The following is a 19,889-nucleotide window of genomic DNA, read 5'->3' as shown; positions in this document are numbered from 1 at the left end:
ACCGCGGGTCGCAATTCCGCAGCCGGAAGTTCGTCCACGCCCTCAACCGCCACGACATGGTCGGATCCATGGGCAGAGTCGGCGCAGCCGGGGACAACGCCGCCATGGAGAGCTTCTTCAGCCTGCTCCAGAAGAACGTCCTGGACCGCCGCCCCTGGAGCACCCGCGAAGAGCTCCGGATCGCAATCGTGACCTGGATCGAACGGACCTACCACCGCCGCAGACGACAGGCCGCTCTCGGCCGATTGACCCCCATCGAGTACGAGACGATCATGACCACGCCAGCCACTCAGGCAGCGTGACCCAACCTGTCACCTATCCGTGCAGCAGTCCCGGTTGGCGTCGTAGCCGGTGTGGCGGGACAGGACACGGGCTGTGGTGTCGCAGATGTCGGCGCAGTCCCGATGGGCGGCATGGACCACGGCGGCATGGACATGGAGGGGATGAGCCAGGAGGAGGCCATGGCCGAGCTGGAGTCCCTGTCCGGCGCCGAGTTCGACCAGCGGTTCCTAGAGCTTATGATCGCCCACCACCGCGGCGCGGTGGACATGGCGCAGGCCGAACTCGACGGCGGGGAGAACCCGCAGGGGCTCGAGCTGGCCCAGAAGATCATCGACGACCAGCAGGCCGAGATCACCGAGATGGAGGAGCTCCTCCCACAGGGCCTGTGAAGTTGATCCATCCAGCGGGCGAGCTCAGGCGCGCCCGCTGGCCCATGTCGACCTCAAAACAGGACGGGACCCGCGACCGAGGGAACGATTGAGGACCCCAGCCCTGAATGAGAAGGAGAATGTTTCCCCATGGCAGAGCACGAACACTCGAACGAGGACCACGACAGCCACTCGCGCACCATGAGTATGAAGATGTACCTGCGGTTCGCCGCGATGCTCCTGACCGCGATGGTTGTCATGTACTGGGTGATGTTCGTCGGCTCGTGGGAGTGGGGCCACGTACGCTTCAGCCAGAGCCGCATCTTCATGGCGGTGACCATGGGCGGCGCGATGGGGCTGGTCATGCTCGCCTGGATGCTCAACATGTATAAGAACGCCAAGGCGAACGCCGTCGTCGTGGTGGTCAGCCTCGGGCTGCTGGCGGGCGGGACCGCGCTGGACCGCAGCCAGGCCACGGTGGACGACTCCGCCTTTATGCGCGCGATGATCCCCCACCACTCCCTGGCCATCACGCGGTCGGAGCGAGCCGGGATCGAGGACGTCCGAGTCTGTGAGCTTGCCGTGGAGATCAGCGAGGCTCAGCGGCGCGAGATCTTTGAGATGGACTGGCTCATCGAGGACATCTCGGAGAACGGGGTGGCCGCGACGCCAGAGGAAGCCGCAGAGCGCCCCGTGCCGGCCTTCGATGAGCCTGCAGAGCGTCAATGCGCCACGGACTGAGGTCATGTCCTAGACCGGCCCCTTGTCCACCTCCCGTCGACGGCGCCACCGTCAGCGCAGCAGGGCCACTCCGCCGGCGAAGAACGCGGCCAGGACGCTGCCGGTAGTGAGGAGCTCGCTTCCCACGCTCAGGCCCTTCTCACGCGGCGGCTGCGCTCAGCTGGAGAGGTTCCTCCAGCCGGCGACCGGTGCCGTTGGCGGCGCCAACGAATCGAGCGTCGCCTCGATGCTGGCTATACGCTGCGTGATTGCGAGGATGCCGTCCATGCCGTCCTTTCCGGTCCACCTACCTCATCGGCAGGAAGGTCGGCCATGCTGAGGCTCGAGGGCGCATCTCGCGGGTTCCCATCGGGGTTCTGTGCCGGGGCTACCGAGCCAGTTGACCGTCCAGCACCGTCCACAAGAGTGGTGCGGCCAGACCGAGGGCCAGGACGGCTGACGCTGTCGCGACCGCGGTGGCACCTGCCCATCGAGCCGGCGCCGCGGAACGGGCTTCACCCGGGCCGGTGTCTTGTGCGGGGCGGAACGCCGGTGCCAGCCAGCGCAGGTAGTAGAACAGGCTGGCCACGGTGTTGACGGCAGCAATGATCACCAGCCAGGCCAGGCCGCCGTCCCAGGCCGCGGTGAAGGTGGTGAGCTTGCCGGCGAAGACGGCCGTGGGTGGGGTGCCCACCAGGCTGAGCAGGGCCACCAGTAGTGCCCCGGCCACCCAGGGCCGGCTGGCCGCCAGGCCGCGGTAGGTGGAGAGGTTTGGTCGGCCAGGGGATGCGGCGATCACGGCGAAGCCGCTGAGGTTCGATACGGCGTACCCGGCGAGGTAGAGCAGCATCGAGGGCAGCGCGAGGTCGCTGCGTCCGGCCACGGCCACTGGGAGCAGGAGGTAGCCCGCCTGGCTGACGGTCGACCAACCCAGCAGTCGCCGGGGGTCGGTCTGGGTGAAGGCGGCGAGGTTGCCCAGGGTCATGGTCACCGCGGCGAGCAGGGCGATGAAGAGTCCGGCGTTGACGGAGTCCGGTGCGAGGTCTACCAGACGGTAGGCGGCCATCACGGCACCGATCTTGGGCACCGTGGTCAGGAAGGCGGCCACGGTGGTGCTGGACCCTTGAGCGGCATCCGAGATCCAGAAGTGCCCGGGCACCGCCCCCATCTTGAAGGTCAGGCCGCCGAGCACGGCGACCAGGCCCAGGGTCACCGCGGCCGCCGGGGCCTGGGGCAGCGCGGCGGCGAGCTCTCCATACCCGGTGGTGCCCGCGACACCGAAAAGGACGGTGGCCCCCAGCAGCAGCGCAATGCCCATGAGGGCGCCGATGAGGTAGGTCTTCAGTGCGCCCTCGGCGGCCAGGGCGGTGCGTTCCATGCCGACCAGGGCGTAGAGCGGGATGCTGGAGAGCAGGAACCCCACGGCCAGGACCAGCAGGTCGTTCGCCCCGGCGAGGACCGTACTGCCGAGCGCCGCGAGCAGCAGCAGCACGTGGGTCTCTGACTCTCGTGCCCGCCCAGTGATCTCGTCCTTGCCCAGCGTGATGACGGCGATCGTCGCGACCGTGATGATGACCCGCGCTGCGCTAGTGGGGCCGTCCGCGGCGAACGTCGCGGCGAACACCGCCTCCGCTGGCGTCGCCCAGGCCACTGCGGCGGCCAGGCTGGCGGCGGTGAGGATCAGCAGGGCGAGTAGCCGGGTCAGCCACAGCCGGTGCTGGGGCAGGAAGGACCCCACCAGCAGGGTGAGGACGGCCCCGGCGAAGAGGATCGCCTCGGGCAGCAGGTGGGTGGGGGACATGTTCATGCTCGCCATGGGCTACCGGGCCACGAGCTCGACGACGGCAGCGGCAGCAGGTTCGATCACTGTCAGCAACCAGTGCGGCAGGACCCCGATGATCAACGCCAAGGCGAGAAGTGAACCGATCGACGTCGTCTCGGTGGTGCGCAGGTCGGTGAACCCGGCCGAGGCGCCACGGGTGGTGCCGGTGAGCAGGCGCTGCAGAGCCCGCAGGAACAGTGCGGCGGTGAGGATGATGCCGGGCAGTGCCAGCGCGGTGATCGGGGTGGCGCCGATGCTGCCGGCGAAGATCTGGAACTCGGCGATGAAACCGCTGAAGCCCGGCAGACCCAGGGAGGCAAAGGCCCCCACGGCTAGCAGGGCGGCGAAGCGGGGAGCCGGGGCGGCCAGGCCACCGTAGGAACCCATGTCATAGGTGCGTGCGCGGTCGGCCAACACCCCTGCCAGGAGGAACAGCGCGCCGGTGATCAGGCCGTGGCTCACCATCTGGGTCATCGCACCGGTCACGGCAACTTCCCGGGCCTGGACCCCACCGCCCACCAGCCCGGCTGCGCCGAGGGCCACGATGATGTAGCCCATGTGGTTGACCGAGGTGTAGGCGACCATCCGTTTGAAGTCGGTCTGGGCCAGAGCCACCAGGGCGCCGTAAAGCACCGAGACGATGCCGATGGCGATGATGACCCAGGCCCAGGATCGCCACGCCTCGGGAAGCATCGGCATCGCGATGCGGACGAACCCGTAGGTTCCCATCTTCAGCAGCACTCCGGCGAGGACGGCCGACCCGGCCGCCGGGGCGTCGGTGTGGGCGGGTGGCAGCCAGGTGTGGAAAGGGAAGGTCGGGGTCTTGATCGCCAGGCCGATCACGATGGCGGCCAGGACGAGCCCGCCGGCCACAGGCTGGTCGTTCAGCGGGGCGGCGGCGGTGAGCTCGACCATGTCGAAGGTGTGCGGCTCGGCGGCGAGGAACAGGCCGATGAACCCGACGAGCAGGGCCAGGGACCCTAGGAAGGTGTAGAGGAAGAACTTCAGCGCCGAGCGGGCGGCGTCGCCGTGGCCCCACCCGGCGATGAGGAAGTACATCCCCACGATCGACAGGTCGAAGAAGAGAAAGAAAAGGATGAGGTCCTGGGCGGCGAACAGGCCGATCGCCGTGGTCTGCAGGAACAGGAAGAGCGCGGCCTGGGGGCGGGGACGGTCACCCTCACGCAACGCGTAGACGGCCACAGCCAGGAACAGCACCGCCGTCATCGCCACCAATGGCAGCGACAGGCCGTCGAGCCCCACGTGATAGCTGGCCCCGGCGTTGGGGATCCACGTCACCTGCTCCTCGAAGGCCAGCTCGCCGCGGGGCGCGGGGGCCACCCACATGCCGATCACCAGGGCCAGCTCGACCGCGGCCACCGTCACCCATGTCAAGCGTGCGGCCGCGTCCGGAACCCGGCGCGCCAGCGCCAGTACGACGGAGGCGAGGAGCGGAAAGAAGATGAGGACGCTGAGCATGGTCACCTCACGACGGCGAAGAGGACGGCCGCCGCAAGCAGGACGGCGGTGAGCTGGGCGTAGTACTGGTGGACCTGTCCCGACTGCGGAGCCTGCGCCCACCGGCCCAGACGGCGCGCGACGCCGGCCAGTGCCTCCACGGCCTTGTCCACGCTGCCACGGTCGGCCCTAGCGGCGGCGTGGGCGGCGAGCACGCCAGTCCGGGCGGTCGCCCCTACCCCGCGGTCGAGGACGTCATCATCGACCTGGGCTGCGAAGCGGGCCGCCCGGGCGGTGCCGCCCGCGGCGGAACGGACACCGCGGTCCAGGACGGCGTCGTCGAAGCGGGACAGTGCCTGAGCCAGCACCAGGGTCGGGCGCACGGCCACCGCGTTCGCTGCCCGTTCAAGACTTAGCCAACCACTCAGGGACGCGGGTTCGGGTACGCGCGGACGCGCGATGACCAGCGCCAGGACCCCGAGTGCGATGGCGGCGGAGAGCACCATCTCCCACACGTGTGGGCTGGCCGTGTCCTCACCCAGGGCCGCCCGCAGCATCGTGCCGACCGGGGGTAGGGCGAGCAGGCCGAGCACCGCCGCACCAACCGCCAGAACAACGATCGGGAACTTTTCCCAGCGGCTGACGTGCCCGGTGGGCTGCTGCTCAACACCGGCCCGTTGTGGCTTAGCGGCCCCCCGGCGCTCCGGGCGCCCCCACACCAGGGCCAGGGCCTTGCCCGCGTAGGCGGCCGACAGCGCAGCGCCGGCCAGGGAGAGGACGTACAGGGCGGGGGAGGAGCTGAGCGCGGCAGCGAGAACCGCGTCCTTGGTGGCCCACAACGACAGCGGTGCGACCCCGGCCAATGACAGTGCACCCACGGCGAACGCGATTCCCACCACCGGCCACCGGCGGCCGGCGCCCCGGAGCGCGACCAGCCGTTTGGTGCCCAGGGCACTCAGCCACGCCCCGGCCACCAGGAACAGCAGTGCTTTCGTGGAGGCGTGCGCCACCAGGTGGGCAGCACCCCCGGCCGTCGCACCGAGCCCCGCGCCCAGCACGACGAAACCCAGCTGGGCGGCGGTGGACGCGGCGAGCAACTGCTTGAGGTCCCGCTGGGCCAGCGCCACGATGCCCAGGACCGCTGCGGTCAAAGCACCAAGCCATGCGGTGGCCGTGGCAGCCCAGCCCGTGGCCTGTAGCAGCGGCTCCACTCGCAGCAGCACATACCCGCCCATCGCGACCATCGCCGCGGAGTGCAGCAGCGCGCTGACGGTGCTGGGCCCCTCCATCGCCCGGGACAGCCAGAAACTGAAGGGCAGCTGGGCCGCCTTGCCCGCCGCGGCCACAACCAGACCCACGGCGATCACGTCGCGCCACCCCGGCGCGGCCTGCGGAAGGTCGGCCAGCACCATCCCCGCCCCGCCCGCCAGCGCCGCCCCGGCGGCCAGGTACATCCCCAGGTCCGCGGTACGGGTCACCACGAACGCGGTCAGACCCGCGGAGACTTTCGACTCCTGACGCCAGGAGAACCCGATCAGGGCGTAGGAGGTGGCCCCCATGATCTCCCAGGCGAACAGCAGCGCCGGCAGTGTCGTCGCCGTCGTGGTGAGCAGGACCGCAGCCAGGAACAGCAACATCAGGCCGTGGAACCGGGCGGGGGCCTCGTTCCCCTCGCTCCCAGCGAAGACGAGCACGAGCAGGGCAACGACGCTCACGGCGACCGATACCAGGGCGGACAGGGCGTCCACGCCGAGGCCGAAACTTGCCCCGGCCATAAATGGCGCCGCGACTGAGGGACGGGTGGCGGCAAGGATGCCGGACAGAACTACCACGCCGGCGGCGACGGTCAGCGACACCGGCACGGCGGCCTTCTCCGCCCGGCGTCCGGCCAGGAGCAGACTTGTCCCGGCTACGGTGGGGGCGGCGATGAACAGCCACAGCAGGGCGCTCATCCGGATAGCTCCGTGGCCGAGTCGGTCATGTCGTCCTTGCGGGCACGGTTCACCAGCGTGGCGACGGCGAACCCCATAGCCATCTCCACGGTCATGGCGGCGATGACCACCAGCAGGAGGACCTGCCCGTCAGGAGTGGGCGACAGGTACCACCACAGCGCGGCACCGGCGAGGATGATCCCGTTGAGCATGAGCTCCAGGCCCATCATCACCATGACCACGACCTGCTGAGACAGTGCGCCGTAGAGCCCCACAGCGATGAGCGCGGCAGCCACGAGCAGGAAGATCTCCAGACTCATCGGCCCACCCCACCGCGGATCGGATCCTCCGGGGCCCGGCGGTCGAGGTCCGCGCCCAAGCGGTCATACCGCCCCCGCGGGTTGGCCAGCACGATCCCGGCAACGATCGTGGAGAACAGCACCGCGCTGATGGCCAGCATCACCAGCATGTGCGAACCCATGATCGCCTCGCCCAGTGCCACCGTCGGGTCGGCAGACGGTTCCCCGAGGCGCTCGGGCCAAGGAATCAGTACCGCGGCGGCGGCGAGCACGACGAACGTCAGGCCCGCCAACAGGAGAGAGCCGCGCTTGTTGTGCACCATCTCCATGGGCATCAGCGCCGGATTCATGCCCATGAACATGACCATGTAGATCGCCATGATGGCCATCTCCATGACCATCATCAGCACGATGACCACGCCGATGTAGTCCAGCTCCAAGGACAGGACCATCAAACCCACGGCCACGAAAGAGATGGCCAGCGCGTAGGTGGCCCGCGCCATCGAATCGACGATGAACACCGCAGCCCCGGCGGCGACCGCGACGGCCCCCAGCACCCAGACGACGACAGCCTCGACCATCTCAGTTCCCTCCCACCATGACGATCGACACGATCAGGACCTGTACCAAGGTGGCCGGCAGCAGGATCAACCAGCCGACCTCGGCGAAGCGTTCAGGCCGCACGGCCGGCAGCCGACCGCGCACGAGGACCAGCACGGCCAGCAGGGCCACGGTCTTGAGCAGCGACCACACCCACCCCGGCAGCACCGGTCCGGCCCCGCCCCCCAGGAACAGCGGCACGGCGAAGGCGGCGCCGGCCGCCAGCAACGCGTAGCGCCCGGCCAGCACCAGGAGCCGGTCGGGACCGGAGAGCTCGGCCAGCACCCCGCCGGCGATGTCGCCGCCGGCGGCCACCGAGAACGGTCCCCATACCGAGAAGGCGATCACGCCGAGGCAGAAGACGACGAAGGCCACCGGCATCCACACCACGTACCACAGGCCCTCCTGGGCGGCCGCGACATCACCCATACGTAGGCTGCCTGCCGCCACCGCCGGCGCGACCAGAGCGAACATCAGGGGCAGCTCATAAGACAGTGCCTGGGCGAGGAACCGGTAGCCCCCCACCAGGGAGTGAGCGCTGTTCGCGCCCCAGCCCAGCAGCCACACCAACGCCCAGACGAGCACGTCCATGGCGTTGAACCACACCAGCCCCACGGGAAGATCAGCGATCGTCCAGCGACCCAACGGCACCACCGCCACCATCAGCAGGGCCACCACCACGAGGCCGCCGCCGCCGATGCGCCAGAGCAGCGAGTCGGCGGCCACCGTGGTGCGCCGCCGTTGACGCAACAGCCGCGCGCTCTCCCACACCGGAGTACCCAGCCCGCCTCGGACACCGCCAGCGCGGCCGGCGGCAAGTCCGTCGACAGCAGCGCCGGCCAGCGCCAGAAGCAGGAGCAGCCCACCGGCCACCACCGCCCACAGCGGATGCACCTCCACCACCTGCTCACCCATGGGCCATCTCCGGGCGGGCCGCGATCGCGGTGTCGATACCAGAGCCCGCCACCACAAGCCGGACCGATGCCAGCTCCAGCCCGGTCACCAGGGCGCTCAGGGAGTCCAGCGAGGAGGCAGCGTGGACCGGATCAACCGGCAAAGCGTCCTCCACCGCGCCGCGCGCCTCAGACACCCATCTCTCCAACTGCTCGAGGATGTCGTGCCCGTCGGGGCCCTCATCCGAGAGTGAGGGAAGTCCGCGCAGCGACCACCGCAGCAGCACCGACCGGCGTACCCGGCGCTCGAGCCGGCGCAACGGTGCCGAACACTCTGGTAGCGACGCGCCATCGAGCAGAGCGTCCCGCACACCTCGTGCCTGCCCTGCAGCGCCTTCCCATCCAGCGACAGTGAGAAGCCGGGCAACGGCATCGCAGCGCGCCACAGCGATCCAGCGCCGCTGCTCGGGCTGGGAGGTGTCCTGCTGCGGCGTACCCGCTGGCTGGTCCTCCACGCCGAGAACTTCTGCTGCCTCTGCCTCCACGACCACGTCTCCTTGCACCGAGCAGTGCAGCACCAACCCGGCCGGCCAGTGCGGCATAACCGGACCGAGGGACACGTGCAAGACATCGAGGTCAAGACCATCCCGGTCGGGCCCTCCGCTCGCTAAAGGGATGCCGCCCGGCCCCGACATGTCATGCCCGCCGTGGCCTCCGTGTTCGTCGTGGCCCATGTCGGCGTGGTCGTTGGTGGCGGACTCGTCCTGGCTGCCGGGCTCGGGGTTGTGGCCTTGGTGCTCGCCGTGGCTCATGGCGCCGTGGTCGTGTTGGCCACCCCCCATGCCGGCGTCGTCACCGTCCTCCGAGGACTTGCTTTCAGCGCCATCTGGGCGCGTGAGGGCGTCATGGCGTTGGTGTTCGTCGTTCTTCAGTTCGGCCAGCGCCGTCTCCAGTGCCGCTGAAATGCCCTCGCTAGAACAGATGACGGTCCGCGCCCTAGGCCCGGGCAACTGCGCCCAGACACATTCAAGTATCTCGGCGAACTCACCGTCTGCATGCCCACACACCACCAGCATGTCGGCCTCGGCGGACGAGAGAGCGATTGGCCACGCTCGGTTCACGATCTCCTTTTCGGTGCGCATCCGGACCTCTGCCCAACCGGGTACCTCCACCAGTTGGACATGCACTCGCCGGGTAGCCCAGCTCGCCAATGACCGCCTCACGTCCATCGCAGAGCCCCCTCACGCCAGGCCCAGACCACACCAGCCATGAGGACGCCGAGGAAGGTGAACATCTCCACAACGGCCGAGGCGCCCATCTTCGCGACGACTACTGCCCACGGGTACATGAACAACATCTCCACGTCGAACGCGAGGAAAAGCAGTGTCATCGGGTACCAGCGGGCATGGAACCGGGACAGCGCGTGCTCTTGGGGGTCAAACCCCGAAAGGAAGGGTTTCACCGTGACCGGTTCGGGGTGCAAGGCCGTCGCCCGCCACAGCAGGTACGCCGCGCCCACACCAAGCAAGGCGAGCACGACCATGGCAAGGAGCCCGACATACGTCGACATAGTCACTGCTTTCTCTTGCTTACCCGCTCGGCACGCTATGGCCGATGCGCTGCCTCCGCACCCCCACGTCCAGCCAGAACGATGAAGGTCTGATGAATTCCGTAGAGCAGGCGTTGATCAACAAGGCCCACGTACAGCACAAGAAGGCGGCAGAGCAACCGCGGGCGGGGCGGGTCACCCGGATCAGCTTCAGGCCAGATGGGCTTCACGGAGCTTTCGAGGCAGAGTCCTACTCCGGGCAGCGTGGATGGCTCGATTGGGCGAGGCACCTGCCGCGTGCGCTCGGAGAAGACCGACGGGGCTGGTGCTCGTGATCTGCCTGGGCTTCATGGCCCTTGGCCTATGGGCCATCAGTGTCCTGTTCCCGGGCGACGCCACCGGCAACCAGCCGCCGGACCGGCTCGCAGAGCGGACGGCGACCAAGGAGACCACCCGGTCAGGATGAGCGGCGCTCCACCCGGGTCCCGGTGTCCACGGGCAGCTCGACGGTGAACAGGGCACCGTGGCCGGGCCCGGTGCTGGTCGCGGTCACGGCACCGCCGTGGGCGTGGACGATGGCGTGGACGATGGTCAGCCCGATGCCCGACCCGCCGTGGGCGCGGTCCCGGGCGGCGTCGGCGCGGTAGAAGCGCTCGAAGAGGTGGGGCAGGTGCTCGGCAGCGATCCCGCTGCCGGTGTCGCGGACCGACAGGCGCAGCGTGGACCCGGTGCGCTGTGCGCCCAGCTGCACCCGGCCGCCGTGGGGGGTGTGCCGCACGGCGTTGTCCAGCAGGTTGGTCAGGACCTGGCCGAGCCGGTCGGGGTCGGCCGTGAGCACCGTCTGACGGGCCTCCTCAGTGGCCTCGACCGTCAGCTCGACGCCCTTGTCGGTGAACCTGGCGGCGGCCTGCGCGGCGGCGTCGATCAGCGCACCGACCTGGAGGGGCTGCCAGTGCATGCGCAGGCGTCCCTCCCCGGCGGCCGTGACCAGGGCGATGTCCTGCGCCAGGCGGGCCAGGCGCGCGACCTGCTCGCGGAGCATCCCCAGCGTCGGTTCGTCGGCCGCTACGACACCGTCGAGGATGCCCTCGAGGTAGCCGTCGAGCGTGGCCACCGGGGTGCGCATCTCGTGGGCGAGGTCGCCGAGCATCCGCGTGCGGGTCTGTTCGATCTCGCCGAGGTCGGCGGCCATGGTGTTGAACGCGCCGGCGAGGTCGTCGAACTCGGTGCCCATGTGCACCTCGGGGACGCGGGCGGCGTAGTCACCGCTGGCGACCTGGGCGGCGGCCTGCCGTACCCGTTCCAGGGACCTGGCGATGCGCCGGGTGAGGAAGACGCTGACGACGACCGAGGTGAGCAGGGCGGCGAGCAGCGCCAGGGACAACGACAGTGTCCACGCCGTGGTGAAGGCCTCCCCGGCGTGGGAGACCACCGAGGAGTCCGCGGGCTCGGCCATGAGCATGTGGTCGTGGAAGATCTCCGGGCCGATGGCTAAGGCGACCGCCCACGCGGTGCCGGCAGCCACGAGGATGACCGCGACGATCGCGGCGAGGAGCCGGGCGCCGAGCCCCCACCGGCGGCGCGGTGCGAGGCTCACTGCCCGCTGCCCATCCGGTATCCCACCCCGCGCACCGTCCTGACGAACTTGGGCGCGGAGGCGTCATCCCCGAGCTTGCGCCGCAGGTGGGCGATGTGGACGTCGACGAGGTGCTCATCGCCCACCCAGCCCGGTCCCCACACCGTCTCGATGAGCTGACGCCGGGAGAAGGCCATGGTCGGGCGGCTCGCGAGGGCCGCGAGGACGTCGAACTCGGTGCGGGTCAACGCCACGGGCTCCCCGTCGATGAACACCTCGCGGCCAAGAAGGTCGATGCTCAGTGGCCCGAACGACGCACCGACCCCGTGCGGGCCGGTGTCCTGGCGTGGGCGGCGCAGCATGGCCCGCACCCGGGCGACGAGCTCGCGAGGGCTGAAGGGTTTGGTGACGTAGTCATCGGCGCCGACCGACAGGCCGATGAGCTTGTCGACCTCCTCCACCCGCGCGGTGAGCATAATGATGTAGCAGTCGGAGAACGTACGCACCGTGCGGCAGACCTCGATGCCGTCGGCGCCGGGGAGCCCGAGGTCGAGGACGATCACGCCCGGGTGCCACTGGCGGGCCCGCTGGATCGCGTCGCTGCCGTCTCCGGTGACCTGGACCTCGAAGCCGTGCCGTTCCAGGTAGCTGGCGACCAGTCGGGCCAGCGGGGCTTCGTCGTCGACAACGAGCACACGGGGCAGGTTCACGTCAGTAGGGACCGCAGTCATGCCGTTCATTCTCACCGTCGGCGTGCCGATCGGTTCCAGGCTCGCTGGACCTCATGCGCGTCCGGGGAGGGTGTGAGCATCGCGGCTGCTCTCTCTTGGGTGCGTCTTCCCGCGTCAGGAGGGTTGGAACGCCCAGTGCCAGGGCTCGCGCGGGGTGTCCTCGACAAACCCGAACCGTGCGGCGTTTGTGCGCATCCATGCCTGCGCCGATGCGTCCAGGTCGAGGTCCACGGCCATTCCCCAGCCGTGCTGGCTGGTGCCCGGCTTGGCGCCCAGGCCGCCCTGCGAGTACAGGCCCTTGCGCCGCACGACGTCGACCTGCACGTCGTAGGAACGGTAGGAGTCGGTGACACCGATGGCTACGCCGTCGGCCGCAGCCGCGGACAGGAGCTTCTCAAACGACTGGGCGGCGGGCGCCCACAGTCGGTGGCCGGTGGTGCCCACAGGTTCGAGAGCCTCACGCGGGATGCGGCCGTTGCCGTACGCCGCGAGATCGACCGGCACGCCGTCAGCGTTGACCCGGAACCCGGACCCTCCGAGGTTGGAGGTGCCGGCAGCCACAGTCGGGGCCGTGTCGGCGACGGCGCTGGCGAGGACCTCGGAGAATGCCATGGCAGAGCCCGCGGCTGGCTGCACGCGTGGGACGGAGAGCGAGCCGAGGGTCGCCTCGATCTGCGCGATGCGCTGCGAGATGGCGAGGATCCCGTCCATCAACACTCCGTTCGTCGCCTACTACGTCCTATCGGCGCACAGCCGCCTATCCTTAGCGAGAACCGCCGCCTCCATCACCCCTGGAGGCGTGTAGCCGACCGGTCTCGCGGAGTTGGGGCCCTCAGCCGCGTTGCGCCGACGGTGCAGGGTCTGGGTCGCCCTTCGCATCTCTCGCCACTGAGCGACCCCGCCCGCTAACGCGCGGACGCCAGCGACCGGCGGCGGGACTGGTGGGAGTCAGTAGCGCGGGGCGCCGGGGAGCACCTCGAGCTCCCAGTCGGTGGTGACGGTGCGGAAGGCGTCACCGTCGACGTTGAGGTCGTCGATGGTCTTGGGGTCGTTGTCTCCGGGCATGAGGCCGTCGTCGGCTCGCCGGTCCCACCAGGCCCAGCAGGTGCCGTATCCGGTCTTGGAGGTGAACTGGACGCCGAGCGGGAGGGAGCCGTCGAAGAGCGTCTGACCGCGGACGTGCTGGGCGAGCAGGGTGGTGACGGCGCGGTTCTCACCGGTGGTGCCGCTGAGGGTGAGCAGCGGCACCCCAGCCTGCCGGAGGGGTTCGGCGAGGTCCAGGCCCAGGCGGTTCAGTGTGGCCTTGTGGTCGATCTGGACCCACCAGCCCTCGGCGGGCATGGCCACGCGATGGAGGCCGCGGCTCATCTGCCAGCCGACACTGACGGCCCAGGGACGTTCGCGGCCGTTGGCTACGGCCTGGTCGCCTACCTCGGTGATGTACTGCTCCACGCTGAGGCCGATGGCGTCGGCGTCGGCCTGCAGGGCGACTCGGGCAGCACGGAAGTCTTGAAGGACCTCGGCGAACGCGGTGGTGGGCCGGTCGGCGAAGTAAACGGTGCGCCCGATGGTGTCGAAGCGGCCGCGACGGTCGGGCAGCTCGGCGGGCAGCGGTCCGACGTGCTGGTTGACGCGCACGGCGACGATCCCGCCGGAGCGGGTGTAGCGCTCTTGGGCGACGCGCCACCCGTCCTGCCCGCGTGCCGGCACGAGGTAGAATCCGGTGCGGGGACAGACCCGGGAGCGTGGAGCGGCGCTCACGCCGCCGGGGATCCGTCGATGAACGCCAGCGCGGCGCCGATGACCTCAGCGCTCTTGAGGTCGCGCACCGCGGAGACGGGGGTCGTCTCCCCGAGCCGCGGGTTGGCGCCCACGAGCCAGGCGAGGGCAACGTCGGGACCCTCTTCCTGCTCGAGGAGGTGCCAGACGCGGTAGCCCAGCCGGAGCTGGTTGACGGTCTTGAGCCGTGGCTCGGGACCGTCGGGCCGCGCCCACCTGGCGGGCTGGCCCCGGTCCTTGGTGCCGGTCATCGCCTGCACGACCGTGGTGCCCACGTCCTCGTTGAGAATCCGCACCAGGTCGTGGATGTCGAGCCTGGTGGCATCGGCGTGCGCAGCAACAACATCGGCTCTCATGCCAAAACACTACGGTCGAAGCAGCGAAAAAGCCACTGAAAATCGGGCCACAAATCCGCAGAACCGTGATCCCGTTGGCTCAGCAGCAGAGTCACAGCTGCGGGCCGCCGCGGCTCGGGGCACCGCGCGTCGGCGGCTCCTGCCGACGTTGACGGTCCTGCTGTTGTCGCCGAGAGAGCTTCTCGCGGGCTTGGGCCAGCCGCTCCGCGGGCGTCAGTTCGCGGCCGTGCTCACGCTCCGGTGCCGAGACGGGGACCCGCTGGTCGTCGCTGGTGGCCCCCATCGTGGCCAGCGCCGCGCCCGCGGCGCGGTAGTCGTTCCCCTCGGCGCCTTCTTCCAGGTGCGGGCCGAGAGGGTCGGTGGTGGTGATCGACCAGCGGTCCCGGTAGCCGGCGACGACGCGCGCCGCGGTGAGCCACTCCTCCACCGACTCAGGTGCCACCGGCCGCGGCAAGTCTCGGGCCCAGGGCGCGTGCCCGTCGGCGACCTGGTCGGTGAGGTAGTCCAGCCGCTGCTCGATCAGCTCGACGTGACGCTGGGTCCACGGCTCGACCTGCGAGTCGACCTCGGGCAGCGGGTCTCCCGCCCCGGCTGTCGGGGCTCGCCACCAGGACACGGGCTCCGGACCGGCCCCGATGCGGTACCGGTCGACGGCGTCCTCGACCTCAGGGACCAGACGGGCGAGGCTGTGGGCGTCCTGCCAGGCCTGTTCCTGGGCGCTGGTCGCGGACACCGCGGCGCCGTCGCGGCCGATGATCCGGCGCAGTGCGTCGGCCGGCGAGTCGGCGGGCTTGGTCTCGTCGTGACCATCTGCCCCGACCGAGGTCTCGGTCACGAGATAGACCCGGTTGTTCTCCCGGCCCCGGGTGACGGCGGTGTACAGCGCCTGGCGGTCGCTGGCCTCGGCGTCGATGAGCGCGTGGGAGGTGTCCACGGTCATCCCCTGGACCCGATGCACGGTCGCGGCGTAGGCGAGCTGGACGTGCTCGGCGACGTACTCGGCAGGCAGTGTCAGGGTGCCGCCGTGCCGGGCGTGGCGCACGCGCAGCCGCCCGTCCTCGGCCCGGGCGAGCACGGTCCACACGTCACCGTTCTTGACGAAGTCCCGGCCCGCCGCGGTGGCCAGGCGCCGCTCGTTGCGGCGGGTAACGATCCGGTCCCCGCGGCCGGCCTGGCTGCCGTCGGCGAGCTGCACCCCGCCGGGCTCGCCCCGTCCCGCTGCCACGAGGTCCCGCCGGGCCTGGGTCGACAGCGCCAGTGCGTCGTCATTCGAGCCGGCGACCATGACCGAGTCCTTGCCAGTCTCGACGTCGTCTCGCCAGGCCGCGTAGACCTCCTCGAGCATCGCCTCGCGCGTGCCGCCGCGCACTCGGCCCCGCTCGAGGTAGAACTGCGCGCCGCCGCGGTCTCCGTCACGCAGCTGCAGCGAGGCCGCGGCCTCGGCTGGGTCGGTGAAGCGGTGGACCTCGCGCAGGTGGGCGGCGCCCACCCGCTCGTCGATCAGCCGCAGCACTCCCCCGGCCTCCACGGCGGCGAGCTGTTGCGGGTCACCGAGCAGCCGCACGCTCGCGCCGTACTCGCGCGCCAAGGCGAGCACCGCGGCGAGCTGGGGCGTGCCGGCCATGCCGGCCTCGTCCACCAGCAGCACCGTGCGCGCGTCCACCCGCAGGCTCTCGGGAATCTGCCCGCGCCGGTGGGCGTCGATGAGCTTGTGGAGCGTCTCCCCGCTGACGCCGAGCTCCTCGCCGAGCACGGCGGCCGCGGCCGCCGAAGGTGCCAGGGCCAGCACCCGTCCGCCGGCTTTCTCCACTGCGCGGGCGAAGGCGGCCATGGCGGTGGTCTTGCCCGCGCCGGCTGGCCCGATCCCGGCCGCGAGCTCGCGGCCCGACCCGGCGAAGTGCGCCGCCAGCGTCCGCTGCCCCTCGTCCAGCGTCCGCCCGGTGCGGGCCTCGACGGCAGCGACCGCGTCCTCGAGGTGCCTGTCGTCGACGCGCAGCCCGCCGGTCCGGAGCGCGGCCTGGACCAGGTCGGCTTCCGCGTCGAGCACCGCCCGGCTGGTGTAGCTGCGGGCCCCGTGCACGGTGTAGACGGACTCGCCATCGGCGCGCCGGAGCGGCGCCGGCACCGGGTTGAGCTCGGGAGGGTCTAGCCGGATCGACAGGGCCTGTGCCCGGTGAGCGACGCGCTCGGCCAGGCCGGCGACGTCACCGCCGGCGGGGTGCCGGCGGACCTGACGCATCGCCTCGGCCATGAGGTGCCACGGCCCCCAGGTGGCGCGCTTGGTCTCCACCTCGCGCACGACCTGAGCGGCGAGCTGGTCGACGTCGACCTGCTCGCCCTCACTCTCACCGACGCCGCCGCGACCAGGCACCGCGGCGGCGACCATGGCATCAACGGCCTCCTGCCCGCCGAGCACCGCGGCGGCACTGGTTCGCCACTGCTGCCGCCGTTCGGTGAGCGTGACACCCTTCTCCTTGCCCTCTCTGGTCTCCAGGGTGGCCTGCTGCGCCAGGCGCAGCTGGATGCGCTTGGGGGGCTCGTGGCCGTGCTCGGACCGGTACTGGGCAAGGAGCTCGTCGTAGGTGTCCTCGATCGCCGCGCGACGTGAGGAGAACACCTCGCGTACTCGCTTGTCGATGCCCGCGACCTCACGCACGGGCTGCTTGCCAGGCCCGCGGGACTCCTCGACGAACTCCACACCGAGCCGCCGGCGCAACTCGTCCTCGACCAGGGTGTTGTACCGCTCCGAGGCGGCAACACCGAGCGCGTGCAGCACGCGGGCATCGAGCGCGCGCCAGCGCCCGTCGGTGCCCTGCACCTTGTTCGACACCGCGACGTGGGTGTGCAGGTTGGGGTCCCCGGTGCGTGAGTCGGCGTGGTCGAACGCCGCGGCCATCAGTCCGCGGGCGTCGACCTGAGCGGCCCCGCCCTTGCCCACCCGGGTCACCCCGGCTTCCTGCTCGACCCACGCGAACGCTCCCTGCCACGCGGCCTCGTGCGCGGCGGCGACTTCCCGGCGCACGTCCTGCCCGCCAAGGGCCCACAGCGTGCTCACCGACTTCACCGGCGTGAACACCAGGTCGTATCCCGCGACGGGCTGGCGCTGTTGCTTGCCCTGCGCCGCGAGGAACGTGGAGCGCTCCTCATCACGCGATTCGCGGCCGAGCCGTTCGCTCAAGAGCTCGCCGGCGACCTGCCACCGAATGAGGTCACGCTCCACTCCAGCCTGCGGCGGACGGTCGTGGTCGACCTTGAACTGCGTGTACGCCGCGGTGATCGCCGAGCGCCACTCCTGGTCGCTCTCCACCGCCGCGAACCGCGGGAACCGCCGGCCCAGCCGCGCGACCTCCACGGCCAGCTCCGGGTTGGCTCCGCGCGCCATTGCCTCGCTGATGATCCGGTCCGCGTCCGGGTGGAGCCCCTCCCCGAACAGGGCACGCATCTGCGCTTCGGACACCCGTCCCGTGACATCGACGCCGGCCATGCCGGTCCCGACCCACCGGCCCGGTGGGTTGCCTTCGTGGGCGTAGTAGTCCGCCAGGGACTCCCCTGCTGCCCGCTGCTGGTCGCCGGTGGCGACCTGCCGTGTGAGGTAGGTGTAGCCGTCGCCGGCGTGCAGGACATGCACGGTCATCATGACCGGCTCCCTCCCGTCGCTGGCCGCGGAACTGGGGCCAGCGTAGCGCACCCACCGGAAGTGCAAGAGGTGTGTAGGGATCACGCTGGGGCAGCGCAGGGGCTCGAGCACGGATTCCTGAAGACGGTCCTGCGGAAACATGGGCAGACCGTCTTCAGTGAAGGTTCAATGAAGAGATCGGGAGGTTGTCACTTTGGGCACGGAACCGTGCGTAACGTGGGTGCGCAGACTGAACCGTCCCCGAGATCTTGCCCGGCCTTCTGCGGCCGTGCTGTGTCCGCAGAAGGAGCCTCTTGAGCGTGCCCGACATGCCGTCGCAGGGACCGCGTCCTACTCGTCGCGAGCTGCGCCAGGCAAGCCAGCAGGCGACCGGAGAGCCGGCGGGCCTTGAGCGGGTAGCCGCCGCCGTGACGGTCGAGAGTCCGCGCAGGCGGGACCTGCACCGCGGTACCGACACAGGCAGTGCGAACGCCGTGAGGACTGATCCACCCCAGCCGGCACGCAGGAAGGACCTGCGTGCTCGCCGCCGACCCCTTCGGCGGCGACAGGCATTGACCTCACTCGTCTCGGCCGTGGGCGCTGTGGCCTTCGTGGCTGCTCCAGTGAGCATGTCATCCCCCCAGGCCGAGGGGGTCATCCCCGATACCGTCGTCGTGCCCGCGGAGATCAGTGCTCTGGAGGCCCTTGACGGTGCAGCGGACCGCTTCCAACTGGAGTCGGTCAGTGCTGCTTCGGCAATACTCGACCGGCCCGCCGAACGAGAGATGGCGGCGGCGGTCCGAGCCTCGCGCGCCGCAGAACGGTCACCACTAGCGGCAGACGGCAGCCCCACCGCCAACGGTATGGCCGCGGCGCTAGTGCCTGCACGTCAACGGGTCGTCATGCCCTTGACCGAAGGGAGCTACCGGATCACCTCGAGGTACGGTTCGCGGCAGAACCCGTTCGGTGGAGCGGCGCAGTTCCATTACGGCGTCGACCTGGCTGCACCCCTGGACACCCCGATCCACGCCGTCGCCGACGGCGTCGTGACCTATGTCGGGCAGGGACGTGCCGGCCGGTCGAGCATGCTCATCATCATCGAGCACGAGCTCGAGGATCGGACGGTCTACACCTGGTACAACCACATGTACGCCTCCGGCCTTTACGTCGACCCCGGCCAAGCCGTGGAAGCCGGCCAGGTGATAGCTGGGGTGGGCAGCAACGGGAACTCCACCGGCCCGCACCTGCACTTCGAGGTTCACACCGACGACCAGCTCTCCACGGTGAACCCCCTCGACTGGCTCCAGGAACAAGGAGCCGTCGACGTCGGTCAGCTGTAACAGGCTGGGGCGCCGCCAACGAGGTCGGTGCCTGGGCTCGAGGTTCGTTAGCTATGCCCAACGGTCATTGATCGTCCGTCTGATCGGTCGCTAGGTAGCGGTAGACAGTGGCCCGCGAGACACCGAGCGCCCGAGCGATCTGGCTCGGACTCTCACCATTGGCGCGCCGCGCTCGGGCGGCCGCCAGTTTGTCCGGATCCATCACCCTGGGCCGACCTCCGGTGCGCCCCTGGGGACTGCTGCACGGATAGGTGACATCTGATCTGTGGTGCCGAGGGGTGCCACTGGAAGGATGTGCACTGTGCCCAAGCCATACCCCCGGGAGTTCCGCGACGACGTCGTGCGTGTCGCGAGGAACCGCGAGCCGGGCGTCCATCTGAAACGGATCGCTGCTGACTTCGGCATCAGCGAGTCGTGCCTGACGAACTGGCTCGCGAAGGCCGATGTCGAGGACGGCGCGAGGCCCGGCACGACCACGGCCGAGAACGCCGAGCTGCGTGAAGTGCGCAAGCGGATCCGGCTGCTTGAGCAGGAGAACGAGGTCCTGCGCCGCGCGGCCGCCTACCTGT

The 19,889-nt window shown here is 70.1% G+C and carries 20 protein-coding genes and 1 pseudogene; 5 read left to right on the top strand and 16 right to left on the bottom strand.

What is annotated here, in order from left to right; genetic code table 11:
• Nucleotides 1-302: integrase core domain-containing protein (locus tag DSZ44_RS17865; protein ID WP_146237610.1), on the top strand; the 302-nt coding region annotated here is incomplete at its 5' end.
• Nucleotides 303-335: 33 nt separating this feature from the next.
• Here the strand turns inward: DSZ44_RS17865 and DSZ44_RS19115 are convergent.
• Nucleotides 336-401, bottom strand: a pseudogene (locus tag DSZ44_RS19115) (four-helix bundle copper-binding protein); the annotation flags it as partial.
• A gap of 3 nt (nucleotides 402-404) precedes the next feature.
• On the opposite strand from DSZ44_RS19115, the gene DSZ44_RS17855 reads away from it, so the two are divergent.
• Together DSZ44_RS17855 and DSZ44_RS17850 are read left to right on the top strand one after the other, a co-directional pair.
• The gene (locus DSZ44_RS17855) at nucleotides 405-671 is read left to right on the top strand and encodes a DUF305 domain-containing protein (RefSeq protein WP_110853980.1); all 267 of its coding nucleotides are present in this window, start codon (nucleotides 405-407) and stop codon (nucleotides 669-671) included.
• A 129-nt stretch (nucleotides 672-800) separates the two neighbouring features.
• On the top strand, nucleotides 801-1,391 hold the full coding sequence (locus tag DSZ44_RS17850; RefSeq protein WP_258369717.1) for a DUF305 domain-containing protein: 591 nt from the start codon (nucleotides 801-803) through the stop codon (nucleotides 1,389-1,391).
• A gap of 367 nt (nucleotides 1,392-1,758) precedes the next feature.
• Here the strand turns inward: DSZ44_RS17850 and DSZ44_RS17845 are convergent, their stop codons facing one another.
• The 14 genes from DSZ44_RS17845 to mobF all read right to left on the bottom strand — a co-directional run bounded on the left by DSZ44_RS17845 (nucleotide 1,759) and on the right by mobF (nucleotide 18,001).
• Nucleotides 1,759-3,186 (bottom strand): NADH-quinone oxidoreductase subunit N, encoded by a 1,428-nt coding sequence (locus DSZ44_RS17845; protein ID WP_110853979.1) that lies wholly within the window; start codon nucleotides 3,184-3,186, stop codon nucleotides 1,759-1,761.
• Between the two features lie 3 nt (nucleotides 3,187-3,189).
• The gene (locus tag DSZ44_RS17840) at nucleotides 3,190-4,671 is read right to left on the bottom strand and encodes a complex I subunit 4 family protein (RefSeq protein ID WP_110853978.1); all 1,482 of its coding nucleotides are present in this window, start codon (nucleotides 4,669-4,671) and stop codon (nucleotides 3,190-3,192) included.
• A gap of 2 nt (nucleotides 4,672-4,673) precedes the next feature.
• A complete protein-coding gene (locus DSZ44_RS17835; RefSeq protein ID WP_110853977.1) occupies nucleotides 4,674-6,602 on the bottom strand; it encodes a proton-conducting transporter transmembrane domain-containing protein in 1,929 nt (642 codons plus the stop codon).
• Nucleotides 6,599-6,901, bottom strand: a complete 303-nt coding sequence (locus DSZ44_RS17830) for an NADH-quinone oxidoreductase subunit NuoK (RefSeq protein ID WP_110853976.1) — start codon at nucleotides 6,899-6,901, stop codon at nucleotides 6,599-6,601. The genes DSZ44_RS17835 and DSZ44_RS17830 overlap by 4 nt, the downstream gene beginning before the upstream one ends.
• The gene (locus DSZ44_RS17825) at nucleotides 6,898-7,461 is read right to left on the bottom strand and encodes an NADH-quinone oxidoreductase subunit J (RefSeq protein WP_110853975.1); all 564 of its coding nucleotides are present in this window, start codon (nucleotides 7,459-7,461) and stop codon (nucleotides 6,898-6,900) included. Before DSZ44_RS17825 ends, DSZ44_RS17830 begins: the two co-directional genes overlap by 4 nt.
• 1 nt (nucleotide 7,462) lies before the next feature.
• Entirely contained in the window at nucleotides 7,463-8,395 is a 933-nt protein-coding gene (locus tag DSZ44_RS17820; protein ID WP_110853974.1) for an NADH-quinone oxidoreductase subunit H, read from the bottom strand.
• On the bottom strand, nucleotides 8,388-9,515 hold the full coding sequence (locus DSZ44_RS17815; protein WP_110853973.1) for a hypothetical protein: 1,128 nt from the start codon (nucleotides 9,513-9,515) through the stop codon (nucleotides 8,388-8,390). Before DSZ44_RS17815 ends, DSZ44_RS17820 begins: the two co-directional genes overlap by 8 nt.
• Before the next feature lie 77 nt (nucleotides 9,516-9,592).
• Complete coding sequence (locus tag DSZ44_RS17810) at nucleotides 9,593-9,943, bottom strand: NADH-quinone oxidoreductase subunit A (RefSeq protein WP_110853981.1); 351 nt, start codon at nucleotides 9,941-9,943, stop codon at nucleotides 9,593-9,595.
• A 436-nt stretch (nucleotides 9,944-10,379) separates the two neighbouring features.
• Nucleotides 10,380-11,519, bottom strand: coding sequence for a sensor histidine kinase (locus DSZ44_RS17805; protein WP_110853972.1), 1,140 nt, complete (start codon nucleotides 11,517-11,519; stop codon nucleotides 10,380-10,382).
• The gene (locus tag DSZ44_RS17800; RefSeq protein WP_220035263.1) at nucleotides 11,516-12,229 is read right to left on the bottom strand and encodes a response regulator; all 714 of its coding nucleotides are present in this window, start codon (nucleotides 12,227-12,229) and stop codon (nucleotides 11,516-11,518) included. The genes DSZ44_RS17805 and DSZ44_RS17800 overlap by 4 nt, the downstream gene beginning before the upstream one ends.
• A 114-nt stretch (nucleotides 12,230-12,343) precedes the next feature.
• Nucleotides 12,344-12,940 (bottom strand): M15 family metallopeptidase, encoded by a 597-nt coding sequence (locus tag DSZ44_RS17795; RefSeq protein WP_110853970.1) that lies wholly within the window; start codon nucleotides 12,938-12,940, stop codon nucleotides 12,344-12,346.
• 237 nt (nucleotides 12,941-13,177) lie between these two features.
• Entirely contained in the window at nucleotides 13,178-13,990 is an 813-nt protein-coding gene (locus tag DSZ44_RS17790) for a hypothetical protein (protein ID WP_146237609.1), read from the bottom strand.
• Nucleotides 13,987-14,364 carry a hypothetical protein gene (locus DSZ44_RS17785; RefSeq protein ID WP_146237608.1) on the bottom strand — a complete coding sequence of 126 codons (378 nt, stop codon included), beginning with the start codon at nucleotides 14,362-14,364 and terminating at the stop codon, nucleotides 13,987-13,989. Before DSZ44_RS17785 ends, DSZ44_RS17790 begins: the two co-directional genes overlap by 4 nt.
• 91 nt (nucleotides 14,365-14,455) lie before the next feature.
• Nucleotides 14,456-18,001 carry a MobF family relaxase gene (mobF, locus tag DSZ44_RS17780; RefSeq protein ID WP_181424715.1) on the bottom strand — a complete coding sequence of 1,182 codons (3,546 nt, stop codon included), beginning with the start codon at nucleotides 17,999-18,001 and terminating at the stop codon, nucleotides 14,456-14,458.
• Between the two features lie 551 nt (nucleotides 18,002-18,552).
• On the opposite strand from mobF, the gene DSZ44_RS17775 reads away from it, so the two are divergent.
• The gene (locus DSZ44_RS17775; RefSeq protein ID WP_181424714.1) at nucleotides 18,553-19,320 is read left to right on the top strand and encodes a M23 family metallopeptidase; all 768 of its coding nucleotides are present in this window, start codon (nucleotides 18,553-18,555) and stop codon (nucleotides 19,318-19,320) included.
• A 64-nt stretch (nucleotides 19,321-19,384) separates the two neighbouring features.
• Here DSZ44_RS17775 and DSZ44_RS17770 read toward each other — a convergent pair whose 3' ends face one another.
• Nucleotides 19,385-19,696 (bottom strand): helix-turn-helix domain-containing protein, encoded by a 312-nt coding sequence (locus DSZ44_RS17770; RefSeq protein ID WP_110853965.1) that lies wholly within the window; start codon nucleotides 19,694-19,696, stop codon nucleotides 19,385-19,387.
• On the opposite strand from DSZ44_RS17770, the gene DSZ44_RS18645 reads away from it, so the two are divergent.
• Nucleotides 19,622-19,889, top strand: a 268-nt coding sequence (locus DSZ44_RS18645) for a transposase (RefSeq protein WP_258369716.1), incomplete at its 3' end; no start/stop codon positions are given. The two genes, DSZ44_RS17770 and DSZ44_RS18645, sit on opposite strands and share 75 nt — an antisense overlap.

The sequence above is a fragment of the Georgenia satyanarayanai genome (assembly GCF_900116375.1).
GTDB classification, from domain to species: domain Bacteria; phylum Actinomycetota; class Actinomycetes; order Actinomycetales; family Actinomycetaceae; genus Oceanitalea; species Oceanitalea nanhaiensis.
This window is presented reverse-complemented; position numbering and strand designations above follow the sequence as displayed.

Coding starts and splice junctions, on each gene's coding strand:
- DSZ44_RS17855 (WP_110853980.1), top strand. CDS start 405: ATGGGCGGCATGGACCACGGCGGCATGGACATGGAGGGGATGAGCCAG.
- DSZ44_RS17850 (WP_258369717.1), top strand. CDS start 801: ATGGCAGAGCACGAACACTCGAACGAGGACCACGACAGCCACTCGCGC.
- DSZ44_RS17845 (WP_110853979.1), bottom strand. CDS start 3,186: ATGGCGAGCATGAACATGTCCCCCACCCACCTGCTGCCCGAGGCGATC.
- DSZ44_RS17840 (WP_110853978.1), bottom strand. CDS start 4,671: ATGCTCAGCGTCCTCATCTTCTTTCCGCTCCTCGCCTCCGTCGTACTG.
- DSZ44_RS17835 (WP_110853977.1), bottom strand. CDS start 6,602: ATGAGCGCCCTGCTGTGGCTGTTCATCGCCGCCCCCACCGTAGCCGGG.
- DSZ44_RS17830 (WP_110853976.1), bottom strand. CDS start 6,901: ATGAGTCTGGAGATCTTCCTGCTCGTGGCTGCCGCGCTCATCGCTGTG.
- DSZ44_RS17825 (WP_110853975.1), bottom strand. CDS start 7,461: ATGGTCGAGGCTGTCGTCGTCTGGGTGCTGGGGGCCGTCGCGGTCGCC.
- DSZ44_RS17820 (WP_110853974.1), bottom strand. CDS start 8,395: ATGGGTGAGCAGGTGGTGGAGGTGCATCCGCTGTGGGCGGTGGTGGCC.
- DSZ44_RS17815 (WP_110853973.1), bottom strand. CDS start 9,515: ATGCGCACCGAAAAGGAGATCGTGAACCGAGCGTGGCCAATCGCTCTC.
- DSZ44_RS17810 (WP_110853981.1), bottom strand. CDS start 9,943: ATGTCGACGTATGTCGGGCTCCTTGCCATGGTCGTGCTCGCCTTGCTT.
- DSZ44_RS17800 (WP_220035263.1), bottom strand. CDS start 12,229: ATGACTGCGGTCCCTACTGACGTGAACCTGCCCCGTGTGCTCGTTGTC.
- DSZ44_RS17795 (WP_110853970.1), bottom strand. CDS start 12,940: ATGGACGGGATCCTCGCCATCTCGCAGCGCATCGCGCAGATCGAGGCG.
- DSZ44_RS17785 (WP_146237608.1), bottom strand. CDS start 14,364: ATGAGAGCCGATGTTGTTGCTGCGCACGCCGATGCCACCAGGCTCGAC.
- mobF (WP_181424715.1), bottom strand. CDS start 18,001: ATGATGACCGTGCATGTCCTGCACGCCGGCGACGGCTACACCTACCTC.
- DSZ44_RS17770 (WP_110853965.1), bottom strand. CDS start 19,696: ATGGACGCCCGGCTCGCGGTTCCTCGCGACACGCACGACGTCGTCGCG.